Source organism: Ruegeria sp. BI7 (genome assembly GCF_056537925.1).
The window spans coordinates 759,028-778,320 of sequence record NZ_JBQFSK010000001.1 but is presented as its reverse complement, the minus strand read 5'-3'; the positions used below and the strand labels follow the sequence as shown (position 1 = coordinate 778,320).

The window sequence follows — 19,293 nt, the reverse complement described above, 5'->3', positions numbered from 1 at the left end:
TTATCGCCAGCGACGGCCGGCTTCTTCGGTTGCAAGCCCTGCGATAAGAGCTCCGATAGCCAAAGTCCACAGAATTTCCGGAACGATGAGCAGTTTGCCGTACTCCACACCAATCTGGAAAATGGCCGTGAGCGCCTCAAACGGGCCGTCATAGCGATGACGCATGGCCAGTCGGAACATCTCGTAGCAACCCTGAACAAAAAGGGCCCAGAATACCAATGATACAACCCCAGCGATGCCATTATTGACCGCGGCGGTCCAGCCGCGACCAACGCGCTTTCCCATCACCTTCCAACCACAGGCCACCGCAATAATCATGTTGACATAGGTGAACCAGCCATAGTCCTTGCCCTCTTCGCCGTTGCTGATGATCATGCTCGACACGATAAAGGCCACTGCCAATAGGCATAGTGAAGCAACAAGTCGCGGCGCAGTGGGCATTCGGAATTTCCCTTTGTTAACTGGGTTTTGCTATAGTGATCTGTGTCACATCGCAGTTGCCAGTGTCAAAGGCCGCGCCACACGCGGTTAAATAATAGTTCCACATGCGCCGGAAACGTTCGTCAAAGCCCATTTCCGAAATTTCGTCCCATTTGTCGTTGAACGTTTCGTACCAACGCCGCAATGTCAGGTCATAACTTTTACCGAATTCCCGCGATTTCACGACGTTCAATCCTGCCTCTGCCACCTGCTGTTTCAGGATCGTCGGCGCGGGGAGCATTCCGCCGGGAAAGATATATTTCTGAATGAAATCAACGCCGTTCTTGTAAATGTCCCAGCGGTGATCGGCAACGGTTATGATTTGAAGGGTCGCGTGCGCACCGGGTTTTAGCCGATCACGCACAGTCTCAAAGTAAACCGGCCAATATTTCTGTCCGACGGCTTCGAACATCTCAATCGAGGCGATGCCGTCATACTGGCCACGCTCGTCGCGATAATCTTGCAATTTGAACTCAACAAGGTCAGAAAGTCCTGCTTTTTCAATTCTTTGTCGCGCAAAGTTCAACTGTTCCTGGCTGATCGTCAAACCTGTGACCCGAAGGCCACGCTCTTTTGCGGCATATTCAGCGAAACCGCCCCATCCGCAACCGATCTCAAGGATGTGGTCACCGGGTTTGGCACCCATTTCATCGACTAGGCTGGCATATTTCGCAGTCTGCGCTTTTTCCAAGCTTTCCTGCCCTGTTTCGAACAACGCGCTGGAATAGGTCATCGTTTCATCCAGCCACAGCCTGTAGAAATCGTTCCCCAAATCGTAATGGTACGAGATGTTCTTCTTGGCCTGTCGACGGTTGTTGTTGTGCAACCAAAATCGAAGGCGTTCATAGGCTTGCACCAGGAACCTTCCGGTGAAATCGTCATACACCGTCTCGGTTCCTAAATGCACCAGATCCATGAAAGATCGCAGGTCGGGCGTACTCCACCCACCCTCTAGGTAAGAATCCGAAAAACCCAGTTCACCCTCTCGGATCAAACGCGCAAATACGTCGGGATCGTGAATGTCCACGCGCGCCACTGGCCCCGGCTTGGCACCCTCGGATCGGAACACGCGCCCATCGGGCAAAGCGATATCCATTCGCCCCGAACCCATCCGGTTCAACATTTTGAACACTTGAGCAAAGTATCTGGGCAGGTCTTTTTGCCCTTCAGTTGTCGTCAGGATCATCCGCTCTCCCCTGTGCGGCCGCAGTTAAAAGCTAGGCCGAGTTTGTGTTTCTGGCAAGTTTTCAGTTCCTTACCCGGTTTTTCGGCCTTCATAAGCCGCCAAGGCCCGTGCTCGGCCAGTGGCCAGATCAACCACTGGTGAAGGGTAGTTTTCCGCCGGATCAAGCGCCCACGAATGCGGCACCGCCCGGAAATAAGCCAACGCCGTAGCCGAAGGCTTGGCCTGCCCTTCGGCGATCCAGTGCTTTAGATAGATATCATCAGGATCAAATTTTTCCTGCTGTGTCAGCGGGTTAAATATCCGAAAGAACGGTGAAGCATCTGGACCCGAGCCTGCAACCCACTGCCAGCCCATCGCGTTGGCCGCCGGATCCCAGTCAATCAGGCAATCTGCAAACCAGTTTAATCCGATTTTCCAGTGCGTCATCAAATGCTTGGTCAAGTAGCTGGCGACAATCATGCGCGCGCGGTTGTGCATACGGCCGGTCACATACATTTGACGCAATCCCGCATCGACAACCGGAATTCCGGTGCGGGCCTGTCGCCAAGCGACAATTGCGGGATGATCGGCGTCCGTGTTCCAAGGGAAACTGTCCCATTCTGGTTTCCAGTTCCCGCTGAGCAAACGCGGTGTGTGATACATCAAGTGATACGCAAACTCACGCCAAACTAATTGACGCAAGTAGGCGTCTGTCCCTTGCGTGCCGGTCATCGCAGCTCGCTGTACCGCATGCCAGACACTGCGGGGGCTGATTTCGCCAAGCGAAAGGTATTCGGACAGATCCGAGGTGCCCTCCAAATCCAAACAGTCCCGATCGTGCGAATAGTCTTGGATTCGGTCCAGAAACTCGTGCAAAGCCTCAAAGGCGGCATTCTCGCCGGGGCGGACAAAAGGTGCGACCACGGCTGCGCCCCGGTTCATTGCCGCACCCAAGTTCCAATCGGTCAGGTTTTCCGAAGTCGGCCAAGTCAAGGGTGCTTTGATCGACGACACGCCATCAGGCGTGGCAACTTCTCGGCTTTGAACGGATCGCCACATCGGCGTGAACACACGAAACGGCTGGCCCGTTTTGGTCGCTACGGTCCAGGGCTCAAACAGTAAGTGACCCGCAAAGGAATTGGCCTCTACCCCCTGCTCTGCCAAAGCAGACTTAATGCGTGTGTCACGGTCGATGGCATCAGGATCATACGCTCGCGTCCAATAGACGCTGCTGGCTCCGGTTTCTGCGATAAGGTTCTGCAAAACAGTCAGCGCGTCCCCGCGCCGCAAGATTAACCGGCTGCCAATGTGCGACAGAGATTGCGCGAAAGTTTCAAGCCCCAGCCCAAGCCGCCATTTCGGCGCGGCACCGAGCGCTTGAGCCAAATCATCCAGAATGAAAACCGGCAGAATAGGACGACCCGTTTGGGCCGCGGCACTTAGCGCGGGATGGTCCGACAGACGTAAATCCCGCCGGAACCACATGATGATCGGTGATTGTTTGTTTTCCATGACCGCCCGGCTGTTTTCTTCGCATTACGAAGCCGAGCAGAAACCGGATCACAAAACGGCGTCAAGTGCGCCCAATAACTGATCAATTTCCTGTTGCGAGGTATAGTGCGTAAAGCTGACCCGCAGCACGCCGTGATCCAAATCCACACCCATCGCCTGCAACGGGCGCACGGCGTAAAAATCGCCACCTCCTGCCATGATCCCGTGTTCAACCAAATCGGTGGCCACGGCTTCGGCATTCCGGCTCAGCGACAACGCTACAGTCGGAGCGCGACGTGTAGCATCTGAGGTACCGATCAAGCGTACTGCATTTCGATCCTTGATCGCGTCCAATACGGGCTGCAGCAGCGCAACCTCCTGCCCGCGCATCAGGTCATGCACAAAGGCTCCACGTTCGGTTGCGTTACCCTTGGGGCCGTTATGGTGGTAGCACAACAGATCAACGTAATCCGCCATTCCTGCACTGGCCGCGATCTGCGCGTGATCCGGGCCCGCCGGGGTGAAACGCTTGTACAGCGCGTCTGCATTAAAATAGTGCGCCTGGTTTGGCAGCAGCTCTCCAAGCGCACGCCTGATCACCATGCAACCCTGATGAGGACCGTAGGTTTTATAGGCCGAGAACAGATAGATATCCGGCCCCAGATCGCCGACATTTGGGAACCCATGTGGCGCGTATGAAACGCCATCTACACAGACAAACGCCCCCGCCGCATGGGCAATAGCGGTGATTTCGGTGACCGGGTTGATCTCTCCGATCACGTTGGAACAATGCGGGAAACAGACCAGACGCACCTTCTCGTCCAGCAGGTTCTCAAGATCCTGCAGGTTGAGCGATCCGGTTTCCGGGTCGATCTGCCATTCGCGGATTTCAAACCCGTCCTCGACCAGACGCCGCCACGGTCCCGAGTTGGCCTCGTGATCCTGATTGGTGACAACGATGGCATCGCCCGGCTGCATCCACTGGCGAAATGCCTGCGCCAAAACATAGGTGTTCTGAGTGGTCGAGGGGCCAAAGCTCAGCTCATCGGTGTTCACACCTAGAATCGCAGCCATGCGTGCGCGGGCTTCATCCATCTCTTCGCCTGCCAGACGGCTGGCGTCATAGGGGCCGTAGGGCTGCACTTTGCGTTGCGTATAGTAGCGCGTCAACCGGTCCAGCACCGGCTTACAAGTATATGACCCGCCTGCATTTTCAAAGAACGCCTGACCTTGCAGGCTGGGCTCGGAAAAAGCCGGGAACTGCGCCCTAACGAAATCGATATCAAGAGTGCCCATGGCACGTCGCTCCTTGCTCATGCTGCTTGTTCCGATGACGTGCCCGTGCATGATTTCGGACAACTCGGAAATCACGGCAGGTCTTCCAGCCCAGCCACAGCCCCAGTCAAACAAACAGGAGCACGGGCAGTCTTTCAGGACCAAATCTGGCAATCAAAAGACGCGGATACATAGCCAGCGGCCCTAAGCTCGGTCAACCCGACATGAAACAAAAAAGCCCCGGCGCTTGTCCGGGGCTTTCGAAGGGCTGAATTGGATTCAGCGGCGTCGCTTTTCGTTCGCAAGACCGATGAAGATCGACACGCACATCAGTACCAGAACGATCGCAAACGGGAAGCCTGTTGCAATCGCAGCAGCCTGCAGCGCACCCAGACCGCCACCCAGCAACAGAACGATCGCGATAGCGCCCTCCAGAATGCACCAGAACACACGCTGCGCCGTCGGCGCATCGGTTTTGCCACCTGCCGTGATCGTATCAATCACCAACGAGCCGGAATCCGAGCTGGTGACGAAGAATACAACCACCAGAACGATGCCAACGAAGGACAGCAAACCTGTCATCGGGAATTGTTCAAACATGGAGAACATCTTGAGTTCTAGCGCAGCATCCGACAGGGCCTGCCCCGAACCGGACATAACCTGATCCAACGCGGCTCCACCAAAAACGCTCATCCACAGGGCACCTACAACGGTTGGGATCAGGATCACGCAAGTCACGAATTCGCGCACGGTTCGGCCGCGCGAGATTCGGGCGATGAACATGCCGACGAAAGGTGACCAGGAGATCCACCACGCCCAGTAGAAGGTGGTCCAGCCCTGCATAAAGTTGGTGTCTTCGCGACCGACCCAGTTCGACAATGCAGGCAATGCGACGACGTATTCAATCAGGCTGTCGAAGAAGCCGGTCAGAATCGCCACGGTAGGGCCAAGGATCAGCACCAGCAGCAACAAGGCCGCGGCCAGGATCATGTTGGCCTCGGACAACCGCTTTACGCCCTTATCGAGGCCAGCAACCACCGAGATCAATGCGAATGCCGTGATCAGACCGATCAGCAGAACTTTCATCCCGTCCGTAATCGGAACATCGAAAAGATAATTCAGACCAGCCAGCGCTTGCGTTGCGCCCAAGCCCAGCGATGTCGCCAAACCGAAGATCGTGGCGAACACGGCTAGAACGTCAATGATGTGACCCAACGGACCCCATGTCGCCTCGCCAAACAGTGGGTAGAACACCGACCGCATGGTCAGCGGCAGACCGCGGTTAAAGCTGAAGAACGCCAGCGCCAGTGCCACTACCGCATACACGGCCCAAGGGTGCATACCCCAGTGAAAAATGGTGGCTGCCATCGCCAGCTTCTTCGAGGCTTCGGGGTCCTCCAGACCGGCACCTAACGGTGCCCAGTCGGTGCGAAGACCATCCTCGCCAGCGGCAACCCCGCCCAGCGACGACCCGTAATGCGAGATTGGCTCGGCCACGCCCCAGAACACCAGACCGATGCCCATACCCGCGGCAAACAGCATCGAGAACCATCCGGCATAGCTGTAATCCGGCTTGGCATCATCCCCGCCCAGACGGATCGAACCATACGGCGTGACGATCAGCAGTAGTGAAAACACGACAAAGATGTTCGCCGCAATCATGAACACCCAGTCGAAATTGCTGGTCAAAGCCGGTCGAAGCCACCCAAAGAACTCGCTCGCCTGCTCGCGGAACACCAGCGAGAAGAACACGAATGCAATGATGGTTAGCCCCGAAACGGCAAAGACCGGATTGTGGACGTCCAGACCCATGATCTGAACGTTGTCCTGACCGACTTCATAGTCGGTTTCCGAATTGTCGGACATTATCTTTCCTTCCCCTTATCGATGCGCAGGACATCCAATATCCGGATCGGCAAGGGCGTAACTGAGAAGACCACCTATTACTTAAAAGCGACAAAATGCGTAAAAGTGAAAGGCTTGCTTCATATGACCGCCATGACGAAAATCGGTCGCTGTAAATGAAAACAGGCCGGGCAATCGCCCCGGCCTGCACACAAAAAGCTGTCGAAGGATTTAGCCCTGAACCTTGGTATAGGTCCCCTCACCCGCCAGAATTCCGCGGAACCCGCCCGGCTCATCCAAGCCAAATACGATCAGCGGCAGGTTGTTGTCACGTGCCAGTGCAATGGCCGAGGCATCCATGACGCGCAACCGCTTGGCCAGCACGTCATCATAAGTAACCGTGTCATAGCGCACTGCGTCCGCGTGTTCTTTGGGGTCTTTGTCATAAACCCCATCCACACCGTTTTTGCCCATGAAAATCGCCTCACACGCCATTTCATTGGCACGCAGGGTCGCGGCGGTGTCGGTGGTAAAATACGGGTTGCCAGTTCCCGCAGCAAAAATGCAAACCCTCTTTTTCTCAAGGTGGCGCACAGCGCGACGGCGAATATAGGGCTCGCACACCTCATCCATGCGAATGGCCGAGATGACACGAGTGAACACACCGATTTCCTCAAGTGCCGACTGCATCCCCAGCGCGTTCATCACCGTGGCCAGCATGCCCATATAATCGGCTGTTGTGCGCTCCATCCCCTGTGCTGAACCGCTGAGGCCGCGGAAAATGTTGCCACCGCCGATGACCATGCAAATCTCGACCCCCAGATCATGCACCGACTTGACCTCTTGTGCGATGCGCTGAACGGTGGGGGGATGCAAGCCAAACCCCTGATCGCCCATCAACGCCTCGCCCGAGATTTTCAGCATCACGCGATTGTACTTGGTTTTGGCGGTCTCGGTGGATTCGAGGGTCGGGGAAAGGCTCATGTTGCGCTCCGGGCTGGCACGGGTTTATTTTCCGGCGCAAAATGAAGCAAAACCTCCGCAGGTTCAATGCGATTGGTGACGATTGAGGCAGCCCGAATGGACAATAACGACAGATCGCAGATTTGGGACCGCCTGCCCCCCATCCCCGACGACAAACCGGTGTTGATTGCGGGGCCGACCGCCTCGGGCAAATCGGCCCTGGCCCTGCAGATTGCCGAGACGTTCGGCGGCGTGATCGTCAATGCGGATGCGAGCCAAGTCTATGACTGCTGGCGTGTAATTTCGGCCCGCCCTTCGATCGAAGAAGAGGCCCGCGCGCCGCATCTGCTTTACGGCCACATCGCGTATGATCAGGAGTATTCGACGGGTCATTGGCTGCGCGAGGTAACGCCACTGCTGACCGGGGGGCAGCGCCCGATCATCGTGGGCGGCACCGGCTTGTATTTCTCGGCGTTAACCGAAGGGATGGCCGACATCCCCGCCACGCCGCTGGAAATCCGAGCCGAGGCAGATCAACTGGACCTGACCGCATTAATTGCTGGTGTCGATACGCGGACACAGGAACGGATCGACACGCAGAACCGCGCCCGTGTTCAGCGAGCTTGGGAGGTGCAGCGGGCTACCGGACGAAGCCTGAGCGACTGGCAGGCTGAGACACCGCCGCCCGTTCTGAATTTGATTGACACGGTTCCGATCGTTTTTGACGTGGATAAACAATGGCTTCTTGATCGCATCACCCGGCGGTTCGATCTGATGCTGGACTCTGGCGCGCTGCAAGAGGTCGAAGCGATGCGAGACCTCTATGATCCGACGTTGCCCGCCTTCAAAGCCATCGGCGTTCCCGAATTGCTGGCCTATCTTGAGGGTCATCTTACGCTGGACGCCGCCAAAGAGCATGCAACGATTGCCACCCGCCGATTCGCCAAACGTCAGCGCACCTGGTTTCGCGCACGGATGAAGAATTGGAATCAGATAGATTTCTCAAAACGATACAAGCCGTAGTTCAAACTTCATCGCCGAGAGTCCTTTCCAGCGATTCCCAAAAACGCCAATTGTTTCGGTTCACGACTGTATACATCGCTTGAAATAAGACGCTGCGGGCCCGAGACAACAGCAAACACTCCCAGCCATGTCGTTTTTGTGCCATCTACGTCGATTTCGAACATTGACCTCATTTGAATTCTAGGGCGGAATAGCCCCATGGGGATGATGAAAATCCAACGAGTATTCCGAGAACCTGCTGTTCGCCTCAATATGGTCTGAACGGTTCCAACCTTCTTCAATAAAAAGAACATGTCACAGGGAGAGACATCGATGAATAAGCAAACCTTTACCGGAGCACCGATTCACTGGGCGGCAGAGATGCATGCTCAGGAATATCGGGACGGCAAATTAAGCCGGCGCGAGTTTCTGACCCGCGCCACGGGTCTGGGTGTTACTGCTGTAGGTGCTTACGGCATGATTGGCTTGGCAGCCCCTGTCCGCGCCGAGGGCGAAGATACCAGACAAGAAGGCGGCACCCTGCGCGTCCAGATGAGCGTTCGTGCCCTGAAAGACCCACGCACGTATGACTGGTCGGAAATGGGCAACCAAACCCGCGGCACAATGGAATACCTGGTCGAATACAACTCGGACGGTACATTCCGCGGAATGTTGCTGGAAGGTTGGGAAATCAATGATGACGCCACTGTCTACACACTGAAACTGCGCCCGGGTGTGAAGTGGACCAACGGCGATGATTTCACTGCAGATGACGTGGCACGCAATATTGCGCGTTGGTGTGACAAAAGCTCGGAAACCAATTCGATGGCAGGTCGCTTTGCGACACTGATCGACGCGGACACCGGCCAGGCTATCGAAGGCTCGATCGAAGTTGTTGATCCGACGACGGTGAAACTGAACCTGCCAAGCTCGGATATTTCATTGATTGCCGGCATGTCCGACTATCCGTCGGCCATCGTGCATAGTTCGTTCAATGAAAACGACCTACTCAACAACGTCGGAACCGGTCCCTACATCCTTGAAGAGCTGGAAGTCGGGGTCAAATGCACATTGGTGCGCGCACCTGACCACACCTGGTGGGGTGAAGAAGTGTTTGGTCCCGCGACATTGGATCGTATCGAATATATCGACTACGGCACCGATCCGTCGGCATGGCTGGCAGCCCTGGAATCGGACGAAGTCGATATGCTGCACGAATCCGTGGGTGAATTCATCGATGTGATGGACGGCCTCGGCTATGAGAAATCCGAAGTGATCACCATGGGAACCCTCGTGATCCGTCCCAATCAGCTGGCCGAAGTTGACGGCAAACAGGTTTATGCCGACAAACGCGTGCGCAAAGCTCTGCAAATGGCGGTGGACAACAGCGTTCTGCTTGAATTGGGCTATGGCGGCCGCGGCACGCTGGCTGAAAACCACCATGTCGGGCCTATCCATCCGGACTATGCAGAACTGCCCAAGCAAACGGTCGATCCGGCTGGGGCGAAAAAGCTCATGGAAGAAGCTGGCATGGCTGATTTCGAGCACGAACTGCTGTCGATTGACGACGACTGGCGCCGTAACACAACCGACGCTGTTGCCGCGCAGCTGCGGGACGCGGGCATCAATGTAAAACGCACGGTTCTGCCGGGGAACACCTTCTGGAACGACTGGACGAAATACCCCTACAGTTCAACCAACTGGAACCACCGCCCTCTGGGCGTACAGATCTGGGCATTGGCGTATAAATCCGGTGAAGCTTGGAACGAGTTCGGTTGGGCCAACTCCGAATTCGACGCCATCCTGACCGAAGCCCTGGCCATTGCCGACGCCGACAAACGGCGCGAAGTGGTCGCCAAAGGCGAGGCGCTGATTCAGGAAGAAGGCGTGACCATTCAACCCTACTGGCGCGCGCTGTATCGCCATATGAAAGATGGTCTGGTCGGAACCGATATGCATATCGCTTTCGAACATCACCACTACAAGTGGGGCTGGTCGGCCTAAAACCTGTCAGACAATCAACGGGGGCGCCTGATCCAGGCGCCCCTTTCCAGCCGCAGACAACCCGGCGTCAAGTCGGAAGTCCGAGGCCAGAAAATGGTCCAAAGATCTGCGGAACACCCGAAAAACAGGGGCCATCATGGGACTATTCATCCTCCGACGGTTTGGCGTCATGCTGTTGACAGCATTGTGCCTGACGTTCGTGGTCTTCTTTCTGACCAACCTATACCCAAACTTGGAAAAGCTGGCCAAAACCCAGGGCAACCAACGGATGTCCGACGAACAGGTCGAGGCCTGGCTGGGTAATCGTGGCTACCTGCAACCCACGTTGGTCAAATATGGCCAATGGCTGGGCGTGGCACCGGGGTTTTCCAAAACTCTGGATGACGGCACATTCGTGGGCACCTGCACCCGACCCGGATTGACTGAGGAAACCACGCCCCGGTTTTGCGGCATCCTTCAGGGGGACTGGGGCTATTCCACTGTTTTCAAGGATGAGGTCGGCACCATTGTCGCCAAGCGATTGGGCAATACCGGCTACTTGATGATGTGGGTTTTGATCCTGATGGTCCCCTCAGCCCTGTTGGTGGGCGTACTGGCCGGGATGCGCGAAGGCTCAGCGCTGGATCGGTCTCTGTCTACGTTCTCAATCATAACGACGGCGACGCCAGAATATGTGTCGGGCGTGATCTTCATTGCCATCTTCACCTCATCCACCGTTGGTCTGAAATGGTTCAAAGGCACTGCAACGCAGGCGATGGACAATCCGACCTTCGAGAACTTTTTCCTGCCGGTACTGACCATTGCGTTGTATGGTATGGGTTATATCGCCCGAATGACCCGCGCCTCGATGACCGAGGTGATGACAGCGCAGTACATCCGCACCGCACGGCTGAAAGGCGTATCCTTCCCCAACATCGTCATGAAACACGCGCTGCGCAATGCGCTGATCGCGCCCTTTACCGTCATTATGCTGCAGTTCCCATGGCTGCTGAACGGCGTGGTGATTGTTGAGACGCTGTTCAACTACAAGGGCTTCGGTTGGGCGCTGGTGCAGGCGGCGGGCAACAACGACATCCAGCTATTGCTAGCGATTTCCGTGGTGTCGGTCTTTGTGGTGCTGTTGACCCAGCTGATCTCGGATATCGGCTATGTCTACCTCAACCCGCGCATTCGCATTTCTTAAGGAGGGTTAGAACATGGAACCACTTACCTGGACCGGCTCTATCGCCTTCCTGAACCCGCTGCTGATGATCGCAATCGCAGCCCTTCTGGTCTCCATCGTGACTTGGATAGTTGGCAGTATCGTACTGCCCGAGGCGCCGATGAGTGTGAATCTGGACGGCACGCTCAGCTCAGGATCGGGCATGCGTGGGTTGACGCAAAAGGCGCTGCGCTACAGCTTTGCTGCCTGTGTCGCGCTTGCCGTGGCCTATATCGTGCTGGGCATCGTGTTGGGTACCAGCGCGGGGATCATCGGTGCGATCTCACAGCAGTTTCTACCTGTCTGGCTGTCGCTGATCATCCTGTACGCCATGTCGATCGCGTTTAAGCGACGTCTGGGCCTTTATGGCAAACTGTTCGACAGCCCCATCGGCATGATCGGCTTCGGCCTTGTGATGTTCTGGGTTTTCACCGGAATCTTTGGGGCATTGGACCTGATCGTTACCCATGACCCGCTGTCACAGATTTCTGGAATGAAAAACAAAGTTCCCGGAACACCTCTGCCCAGCCCGGAAGAGGGGGAATACACCTGGTATCTGTTGGGGGGTGACAACCTTGCCCGCGACGTCTTCAGCCGCATGGTCAAAGGTGCCTGGATCGTGGTGCAGATTGCGCCGCTGGCAACGTTGTTTGCCTTTATGGTCGGGATCACTCTGGGTCTGCCCGCGGGTTACTATGGCGGTCGGTTGGATACGTTCCTGTCCTTCCTGGCCAATCTTATCCTGGCCTTCCCGGTGATCTTGCTGTTCTACCTGCTGGTGACACCGGAAATCGTAGCGACGGGCGTGCCGAACTATATGGCTGCTGTGTTGTTCGTCTTTCCGATCCTATTCATAGGCGTTCTGCTGAATTCACGCTATTACACGCGACCGAATTTCCGCACACCGCTGCTGATCGGGGTTTTGGGCGTTGCGATCTGGTTCTACCTGTCGCTGATCTCGACCGGTGGTTACATCATCAATACCGATAGCTATCGCATCTGGGGACTGCCGACTTATCTGGACCTGTTCGATATTCCTGGCGGCATCCTGGTGGTGTTCGTATCCGTTGTGTTCGTGAATTCACCCACCGTGTTCCGCATCGTGCGTGGTTTGGCGTTGGACATAAAGACGCGAGATTATGTGGCGGCGGCGCAAACCCGTGGAGAAGGTCCATGGTACATCATGCTGTGGGAAATTCTGCCAAACGCGCGCGGTCCGCTGATCGTCGATTTCTGCCTGCGGATTGGCTACACCACCATCCTTCTAGGAACCTTAGGTTTCTTCGGACTGGGGCTGCCACCGGAAAGCCCAGACTGGGGTTCGACGATCAACGAGGGGCGCAAGCTGTTGTCGATCTATCTGCACCCTGCCCTTCCGCCTGCGCTGGCCCTGTTGTCACTGGTTCTTGGATTGAACCTGCTGGCGGACGGCCTGCGTGAGGAAAGTCTGAAGGACTGATGTGATCGAGGCCGGGGGCCCTGCCCCCGGACCCCAGAAGTATTTTCGAAAAGATGAAAATGGTCGCTTGATCAATTTCATCAGGGAGTAGGAAACGATGAACAAACTGGCGGAATATGACGGCCCGATCCTCGAGATCGACAAGCTGTCGATTTCCTTCTTTACCCGTCTGCGGGAAATTCCGGCCGTGATGGATTTCTCGGTCAGTGTGCAACCGGGTGAAGCTGTAGGATTGGTTGGTGAGTCAGGCTGCGGCAAATCCACAGTGGCACTGGGTGTCATGCAGGACTTGGGCAAAAACGGTCGGATCGTCGGCGGCACCATCAAGTTCAAGGGGCGTGATCTGTCCGAGATGACCTCGGACGAGTTGCGTGACATTCGTGGCAATGAAATCGCGATGATCTATCAGGAGCCGATGGCCTCGCTGAACCCGGCGATGAAGATCGGCAAACAGTTGATGGAAGTGCCCATGATCCACGAAGGCGTCGGCGCGGAAGAGGCCTATGCGCGCGCGCTTGAGGTAGTCACCGATGTACGCCTGCCCGACCCCGAGCGTATGCTGAATTCCTTCCCCCATCAGTTGTCGGGTGGTCAACAGCAGCGGATCGTCATCGCCATGGCGTTGATGTCAAAACCAGCGCTGCTGATCCTGGACGAACCAACCACCGCGTTGGATGTGACGGTTGAGGCCGCCGTGGTAGAGTTGGTCAAGGATCTAGGAAAGAAATACGGCACCTCGATGCTTTTCATCTCGCACAACCTGGGTCTAGTGCTTGAGACCTGTGACCGGCTGTGCGTGATGTATTCGGGTGAAGCGGTCGAGCGTGGCTCGATTCATGATGTGTTCGACGAGATGCAGCATCCTTACACGCAGGCGCTGTTCCGCTCGATCCCCTTGCCGGGCGCTGACAAGAACGCACGCCCGCTGGTGGCCATTCCGGGGAACTTCCCTCTGCCGCATGAACGCCCGTCGGGCTGTAACTTTGGTCCGCGCTGCGACTATTTTGAGGAAGGCCGTTGCGACACGCAAAACATTCTGATGGAGCCGGTACCGGGCAATGATCGGCACCACACGCGCTGTCTGAAGTTCCAGGAAATCGATTGGAACGCACCGATCACCATGGCTGAACAGAAGGAAAAGGGCGAAATCGGGCGCACAATTCTGAAGATGGACAATCTCAAGAAATACTATGAGGTGGCCGCAAATGCCCTGTTCGGGGGGGGAGAGACCAAGGTTGTAAAGGCCAATGAAACGTTAAGTTTTGAGGCTCATGAATCCGAAACACTGGCCATTGTGGGTGAATCCGGTTGCGGCAAATCCACGTTCGCGAAGGTACTGATGGGGCTGGAAACCGCCACCGACGGTCAGATCCTGCTGGACAACCGCAACATCGAGGCTGTCCCGATTGAGGAACGCGACACCAAGACCGTGGGCGAGGTTCAGATGGTGTTCCAGAACCCGTTCGATACGCTGAACCCATCGATGACTGTGGGCCGTCAGATCATTCGCGCGTTGGAAATCTTTGGCGTCGGCAATTCTGAATCCGAACGTAAGCAACGTATGTTGGAACTGCTTGATCTGGTGAAGCTACCCCGCGCCTTTGCGGATCGGATGCCACGCCAGTTGTCAGGCGGACAAAAGCAACGCGTCGGTATCGCCCGCGCCTTTGCAGGGGACGCGCGCATTGTGGTGGCGGATGAGCCCGTCTCGGCCCTGGATGTGTCCGTTCAGGCGGCGGTGACTGATCTGCTGATGGAGATTCAGCGCGAGCACAAGACCACGCTGCTGTTCATCAGCCACGACCTGTCCATTGTGCGTTACCTCAGCGACCGGGTGATGGTGATGTATCTGGGTCATGTGGTCGAACTGGGCACCACCGATCAGGTCTTTGCGCCGCCCTACCACCCCTATACCGAAGCCCTGCTGAGCGCTGTTCCCATTGCGGATACGTCGATCGAGAAGCAGCACATCGTGCTTGAGGGCGATATTCCGTCAGCTATGAATCCACCGCCGGGTTGCCCGTTCCAGACCCGGTGCCGTTGGAAATCCGAAGTTCCGGGCGGGTTGTGTGAACGCGACGTACCGCCAGTGAAAACTCTGGCCGATGGTCATCAGGTGAAATGTCATCTGGCCGACGATATTCTGGCCCGTATGGAACCGGTCATCAAAATCGCCGCGGAATAGGCTTCAAAATTGGTGCAAAGGGCGTCGGTTTCTGATCGGCGCCCTTTGGCATTACTTGAACAAATTTTCTCATAAGCATTTTAGCTAAATGTACCTGGTCAAAAGAGACCTAAGCATCGAATTTTGCTCAACCGCCCCAGATAACCTTCACGTAGTTCTGGGTTTCCTTGTAAGGTGGTACGCCGCCGTGTTTCTCAACCGCCTGAGGTCCGGCATTGTAGGCCGCCAGCGCCAGACGCCACGATTTGAACTTGCGGTATTGCCAGGATAGATACCGCGCGCCACCTTCCAGATTTTGCTGTGGATCATGCGGATTCACACCCAAAAGCTGCGCCGTACCGGGCATCAGCTGTGCCAGTCCCAAAGCGCCTTTGTGTGATACTGCACGTGGATTCCAACCGCTTTCTTGTTGAACCAAGCGCAGGAAAAGCTCTTCCGGGACGTTATGTTTGCGTGCCGCCTGACGCGCCAGTGTCATATACTGACCGCGATACTTCCCGGTATAGCGTTTGTTGAACTTCGGCTGAGCCGTCTTGGGTTTAAGCCGCTCGGAATCCCGATATTGGGTTGCGGCGCGCGTGTCCAAAATCTTAGATTGTTTAAGGAAAATGTCCTTCCGGCTTTTGGTCGACAACGTTTGTGCGGCCACCGGAACCGAGACCAGAGCAACACATAAACCAACAAAACAACCAACCAGAAAACGCATTAAAGCCAATCTCGCCTAGTCAGGAACCTTATGGAGTATAGATATCTCAGTTTATAATGAAAGCATGGTTAACCGAACCTGAGTAATTTCTTGCTCAGTGTTGCATGCAGTAACTGTGTTTCAACCAAGACGCAGGCCGTATAGGGTCGCTGGGAAACACTGCGCCAGATTCGGCGCGCATACGTCAATTCAGAACGGGGAAATACATGGCGGGTTCAGTCAACAAGGTCATTCTGGTCGGAAATCTTGGCCGCGATCCCGAGGTCCGGACATTCCAGAACGGTGGCAAGGTTTGCAATCTGCGCATCGCCACATCCGAGACCTGGAAAGACCGCAACACAGGTGAGCGTCGCGAACGTACCGAGTGGCACTCGGTCGCGATCTTCAACGAGGGGCTTGTCCGCGTGGCCGAGCAATACCTGCGCAAAGGGTCCAAGGTTTATCTTGAAGGCCAACTGCAGACCCGCAAATGGCAGGATCAATCCGGACAGGATCGGTATTCGACCGAGGTTGTTCTACAGGGCTTTGGCTCTACCCTTGTGATGTTGGATGGCCGCGGCGAAGGCGGCGGCGGTGGCGGCCAATCGGGCGGTTACGGCGGCGGTCAGGCCGGGGGCGGATACGGCGATCCTTATGGCGCACAGTCCAGCGCCCCTGCCCCGGCATCTGGTGGAATCGACGACGACGAGATTCCGTTCTAAGCGTAACGGAGGCAAATCATGACATGGTCCTTCTCACTCGGCCGGTTTCTGGGGTCCGAGTTGAAGGTCCATGTCACCTTTTTCCTGCTGCTGGCTTGGGTCGGTTTCGCCGCCTATTCCCGCGGCGGACTGCCAGACGCCATCGAAAACCTGATCTTTGTGCTGGCCTTGTTTGCCTGCGTCGTCGCGCATGAATTCGGCCACGCGCTGATGGCACGGCGATACGGAATCAAAACCCCTGACATAACCCTGCTGCCGATCGGCGGTCTGGCGCGGCTGGAACGAATGCCGGAAAAGCCGATGCAAGAGGTATGGGTGGCCCTTGCCGGTCCGGCAGTGAATATCGTCATCTGGATCATTCTGGTCGCGCTGGGGGCTGGGATGCCGTTTGAGACAATGGCGCAAATCGACACCACTGTTCCGGGTTTGTTGAACCGTCTGGCATATGTGAATTTGCTGCTGGCCGCCTTCAATATGATACCAGCTTTCCCAATGGACGGCGGGCGGGTGTTCCGCGCCTTGTTATGTCTCAAAATGGATCGGGTGAAGGCAACAAGGATCGCGGCAATCGCAGGACAGATCGTGGCTGTCGCCTTTGGCTTTTGGGGGCTGAGTACCGGCAACGCCATTCTGGTCCTGATTGCGGTTTTCGTTTTTGTCGCCGCCAATTCCGAAAGTCAGGACGTGGCCATGCGTTCGGTCGCGCGGCGGGTTCTGGCGCGTGATGCGATGATCACTGAGTTCCACACCCTGTCCCCGTCCGATACGCTGGCGACGGCAGCGCAGGCCGTCATCCACACCACTCAGCACGAATTTCCCGTTTTGGATGGTGACGGCGCATTGCTTGGGTTTGTCACCCGCGGTCGTCTTTTTGCAGCCCTAGCCGGGGAAACTCCGCGGTCCGACCTCGCCACGTCGGTCATGGAAACCAATATCCCAAGGGTGCAACTGACCAGCGGGCTTGAGATGGTTCTGGAAACGCTCCACATGGGCGCACCGGCTATCGCCGTCTGCACGCAGACTGGTAAAATGGTCGGCTATATCACCCGGGAAAACATTGGTGAGCTGATGGTGATCCGGGGGCGCTGATCAGGCCGTCGCCAGGGCGTCTTCCAGCACGGATATCACCGCCTCACGCGGGACGTCCGATGTCACGAAAGCTTCGCCGATCCCACGCGCCAGGATGAACCGCAATTGACCGTCGATGACCTTTTTGTCCTGCGCCATTAGATCGACCAAGGCTTCGGCCCCAGGCAGGTCGCCGGGGATGTCATTCAAATCGGTTTTCATGCCCATAGCGCGCAAATGTGCCCGCACGCGGCTGGGGTCTTCCTGTGAACACAGACCCAGGCGCGACGACAGCTCGAACGCCAGCGCGCAGCCAATGGCGACGCCCTCGCCATGCAGCAGACGGTCGGAATAACCAGTGGCAGCCTCAAGCGCGTGACAGAAGGTATGGCCAAGGTTCAGCAGCGCGCGGTCGCCCTGCTCGGTCTCATCCCGCGCCACGATATCGGCCTTCATCTGCACCGAACGGGTTACGGCCCGCACCCGTGCGGCCATGTCGCCACCAGAAACGGCCATTCCCTTGGTTTCCAGCCACTCAAAGAACGCTGCGTCTCCCAGCAGGCCGTATTTCACCACCTCGCCATAGCCTGAAAGGAAATCGCGCTGGGTCATCGACCCCAACACCGAAGTATCTGCCAGCACCAGCGACGGCTGATGGAATGCCCCGATCAAATTTTTGCCCTGCGGCGCGTTGATCCCGGTTTTGCCCCCCACCGAACTGTCGACCTGCGCCAGCAGCGAGGTCGGGATTTGCACAAACCGTACTCCGCGTCGCAAAGCCGCAGCAGCGAACCCCACCAGATCGCCAATCACACCGCCACCAAAGGCAACGACGACATCGCGGCGTTCAATTTTCTCAGCCAGCAACCACTCTACAGTGCGTTCGAAATGCGGCCAGCTTTTGGTCGCCTCACCAGCGGGCAAAGTCAGCGACGTCATCTCGATCCCCGCTTGGGCTAAACCGTCACGCAAAGCGTCCAGATGCAGTGCGCCCACGTTCTCGTCCGTCACAACCGCCACTTTGGGCCGGTGCAACAACGGCGCGATCCGTGTACCGGCCTGAGCAAGCAATTCCGGGCCGATTTCTACATCATACGAGCGCTCGCCCAGCTCTACATGTACGGTTTGATGCATTACTTCCGTTCCAAAACATCGGGGCGTGTTGCCAGCGCATCCACCACCCGGTTCACCATATTCTCGATCGAGGTCTCGCCGTCGGACTCGGCGATCAAATCCGCTTTCGCATAAACCGGGACACGCTGTTCATACAAGCCGCGCAAAGTCGCATAAGGATCAGAGGTACGCAGCAAGGGGCGCGTGTCTTTGTGTTTGACGCGATTCCACAAAACCTCGAGATCGGCCCGCAGCCAGACCGAGACCCCGCGTTCCGTGATCATTGTGCGGTTCTGTTCCGCCAGAAACGCGCCGCCACCGGTCGATAGGATGCCTTTTTCCTCATCCAGCAAACGTCCGATAACCTGAGATTCCTTAGCGCGGAAAAACGGTTCTCCGTCACGTTCGAAAATCTCGGGGATGGTCATATTGGCTGCCGATTCGATCTCGGCGTCGCTGTCGAGAAAGGGAACGCCCAGCCGCGCAGCCAGCGCACGGCCCACCGCCGTCTTTCCAGCCCCCATCATGCCTACAAGTACAACCGTTTTGTGCAGTGCAAAGCCCGCATCTGTGTCCGAGCTGTGGGTGTTATGCTTAATTTCGCTCATTTCACTGTGAATGACGTGATCTTAGGA

The 19,293-nt window shown here is 56.5% G+C and carries 16 protein-coding genes; 7 read left to right on the top strand and 9 right to left on the bottom strand.

The features are described from left to right. From ACR0JB_RS03860 to pyrH, 6 genes are all read right to left on the bottom strand, one after another. The gene (locus tag ACR0JB_RS03860; protein WP_170348481.1) at window positions 1-441 is read right to left on the bottom strand and encodes a TrgA family protein; all 441 of its coding nucleotides are present in this window, start codon (window positions 439-441) and stop codon (window positions 1-3) included. Between the two features lie 16 nt (window positions 442-457). Further along, complete coding sequence (locus ACR0JB_RS03855; RefSeq protein ID WP_170348480.1) at window positions 458-1,666, bottom strand: SAM-dependent methyltransferase; 1,209 nt, start codon at window positions 1,664-1,666, stop codon at window positions 458-460. 69 nt (window positions 1,667-1,735) lie between these two features. After that, window positions 1,736-3,157 carry a cryptochrome/photolyase family protein gene (locus ACR0JB_RS03850; RefSeq protein ID WP_170393771.1) on the bottom strand — a complete coding sequence of 474 codons (1,422 nt, stop codon included), beginning with the start codon at window positions 3,155-3,157 and terminating at the stop codon, window positions 1,736-1,738. A 48-nt stretch (window positions 3,158-3,205) separates the two neighbouring features. Continuing rightward, entirely contained in the window at window positions 3,206-4,432 is a 1,227-nt protein-coding gene (locus ACR0JB_RS03845) for an aminotransferase class V-fold PLP-dependent enzyme (RefSeq protein ID WP_170394321.1), read from the bottom strand. Window positions 4,433-4,690: 258 nt separating this feature from the next. Further along, window positions 4,691-6,277 (bottom strand): BCCT family transporter, encoded by a 1,587-nt coding sequence (locus tag ACR0JB_RS03840; RefSeq protein ID WP_480789688.1) that lies wholly within the window; start codon window positions 6,275-6,277, stop codon window positions 4,691-4,693. A gap of 210 nt (window positions 6,278-6,487) precedes the next feature. Then, window positions 6,488-7,240: a UMP kinase gene (gene pyrH / locus ACR0JB_RS03835; protein ID WP_170348476.1), complete on the bottom strand. Its 753-nt coding sequence runs from the start codon at window positions 7,238-7,240 to the stop codon at window positions 6,488-6,490. Window positions 7,241-7,336: 96 nt separating this feature from the next. Here pyrH and miaA point away from each other — a divergent pair, with 96 nt between their 5' ends. The 5 genes from miaA (at window position 7,337) to ACR0JB_RS03810 (ending at window position 15,070) form a co-directional block, all read left to right on the top strand. Then, complete coding sequence (miaA, locus tag ACR0JB_RS03830; RefSeq protein ID WP_170393767.1) at window positions 7,337-8,242, top strand: tRNA (adenosine(37)-N6)-dimethylallyltransferase MiaA; 906 nt, start codon at window positions 7,337-7,339, stop codon at window positions 8,240-8,242. A gap of 312 nt (window positions 8,243-8,554) precedes the next feature. After that, a complete protein-coding gene (locus ACR0JB_RS03825) occupies window positions 8,555-10,225 on the top strand; it encodes an ABC transporter substrate-binding protein (RefSeq protein ID WP_170348474.1) in 1,671 nt (556 codons plus the stop codon). 136 nt (window positions 10,226-10,361) lie between these two features. Beyond that, window positions 10,362-11,408 carry an ABC transporter permease gene (locus ACR0JB_RS03820; protein ID WP_170348473.1) on the top strand — a complete coding sequence of 349 codons (1,047 nt, stop codon included), beginning with the start codon at window positions 10,362-10,364 and terminating at the stop codon, window positions 11,406-11,408. Window positions 11,409-11,421: 13 nt separating this feature from the next. After that, window positions 11,422-12,885: an ABC transporter permease gene (locus ACR0JB_RS03815; RefSeq protein ID WP_170348472.1), complete on the top strand. Its 1,464-nt coding sequence runs from the start codon at window positions 11,422-11,424 to the stop codon at window positions 12,883-12,885. 97 nt (window positions 12,886-12,982) lie between these two features. Next, window positions 12,983-15,070, top strand: a complete 2,088-nt coding sequence (locus ACR0JB_RS03810; RefSeq protein ID WP_170393764.1) for a dipeptide ABC transporter ATP-binding protein — start codon at window positions 12,983-12,985, stop codon at window positions 15,068-15,070. 127 nt (window positions 15,071-15,197) lie between these two features. Here the strand turns inward: ACR0JB_RS03810 and ACR0JB_RS03805 are convergent, their stop codons facing one another. Then, window positions 15,198-15,776, bottom strand: a complete 579-nt coding sequence (locus ACR0JB_RS03805; protein ID WP_170348470.1) for a lytic transglycosylase domain-containing protein — start codon at window positions 15,774-15,776, stop codon at window positions 15,198-15,200. Between the two features lie 206 nt (window positions 15,777-15,982). Between ACR0JB_RS03805 and ssb the strand changes: the two genes are divergently transcribed. After that, complete coding sequence (gene ssb / locus ACR0JB_RS03800; RefSeq protein WP_170393762.1) at window positions 15,983-16,477, top strand: single-stranded DNA-binding protein; 495 nt, start codon at window positions 15,983-15,985, stop codon at window positions 16,475-16,477. Window positions 16,478-16,495: 18 nt separating this feature from the next. Next, complete coding sequence (locus ACR0JB_RS03795; RefSeq protein ID WP_170393760.1) at window positions 16,496-17,566, top strand: site-2 protease family protein; 1,071 nt, start codon at window positions 16,496-16,498, stop codon at window positions 17,564-17,566. On the opposite strand, the gene aroB is transcribed toward ACR0JB_RS03795, so the two are convergent. Beyond that, window positions 17,567-18,679, bottom strand: a complete 1,113-nt coding sequence (gene aroB / locus ACR0JB_RS03790; protein WP_170393758.1) for a 3-dehydroquinate synthase — start codon at window positions 18,677-18,679, stop codon at window positions 17,567-17,569. Next, entirely contained in the window at window positions 18,679-19,266 is a 588-nt protein-coding gene (locus tag ACR0JB_RS03785) for a shikimate kinase (RefSeq protein ID WP_170374987.1), read from the bottom strand. Before ACR0JB_RS03785 ends, aroB begins: the two co-directional genes overlap by 1 nt. Window positions 19,267-19,293 lie beyond the last annotated feature (27 nt).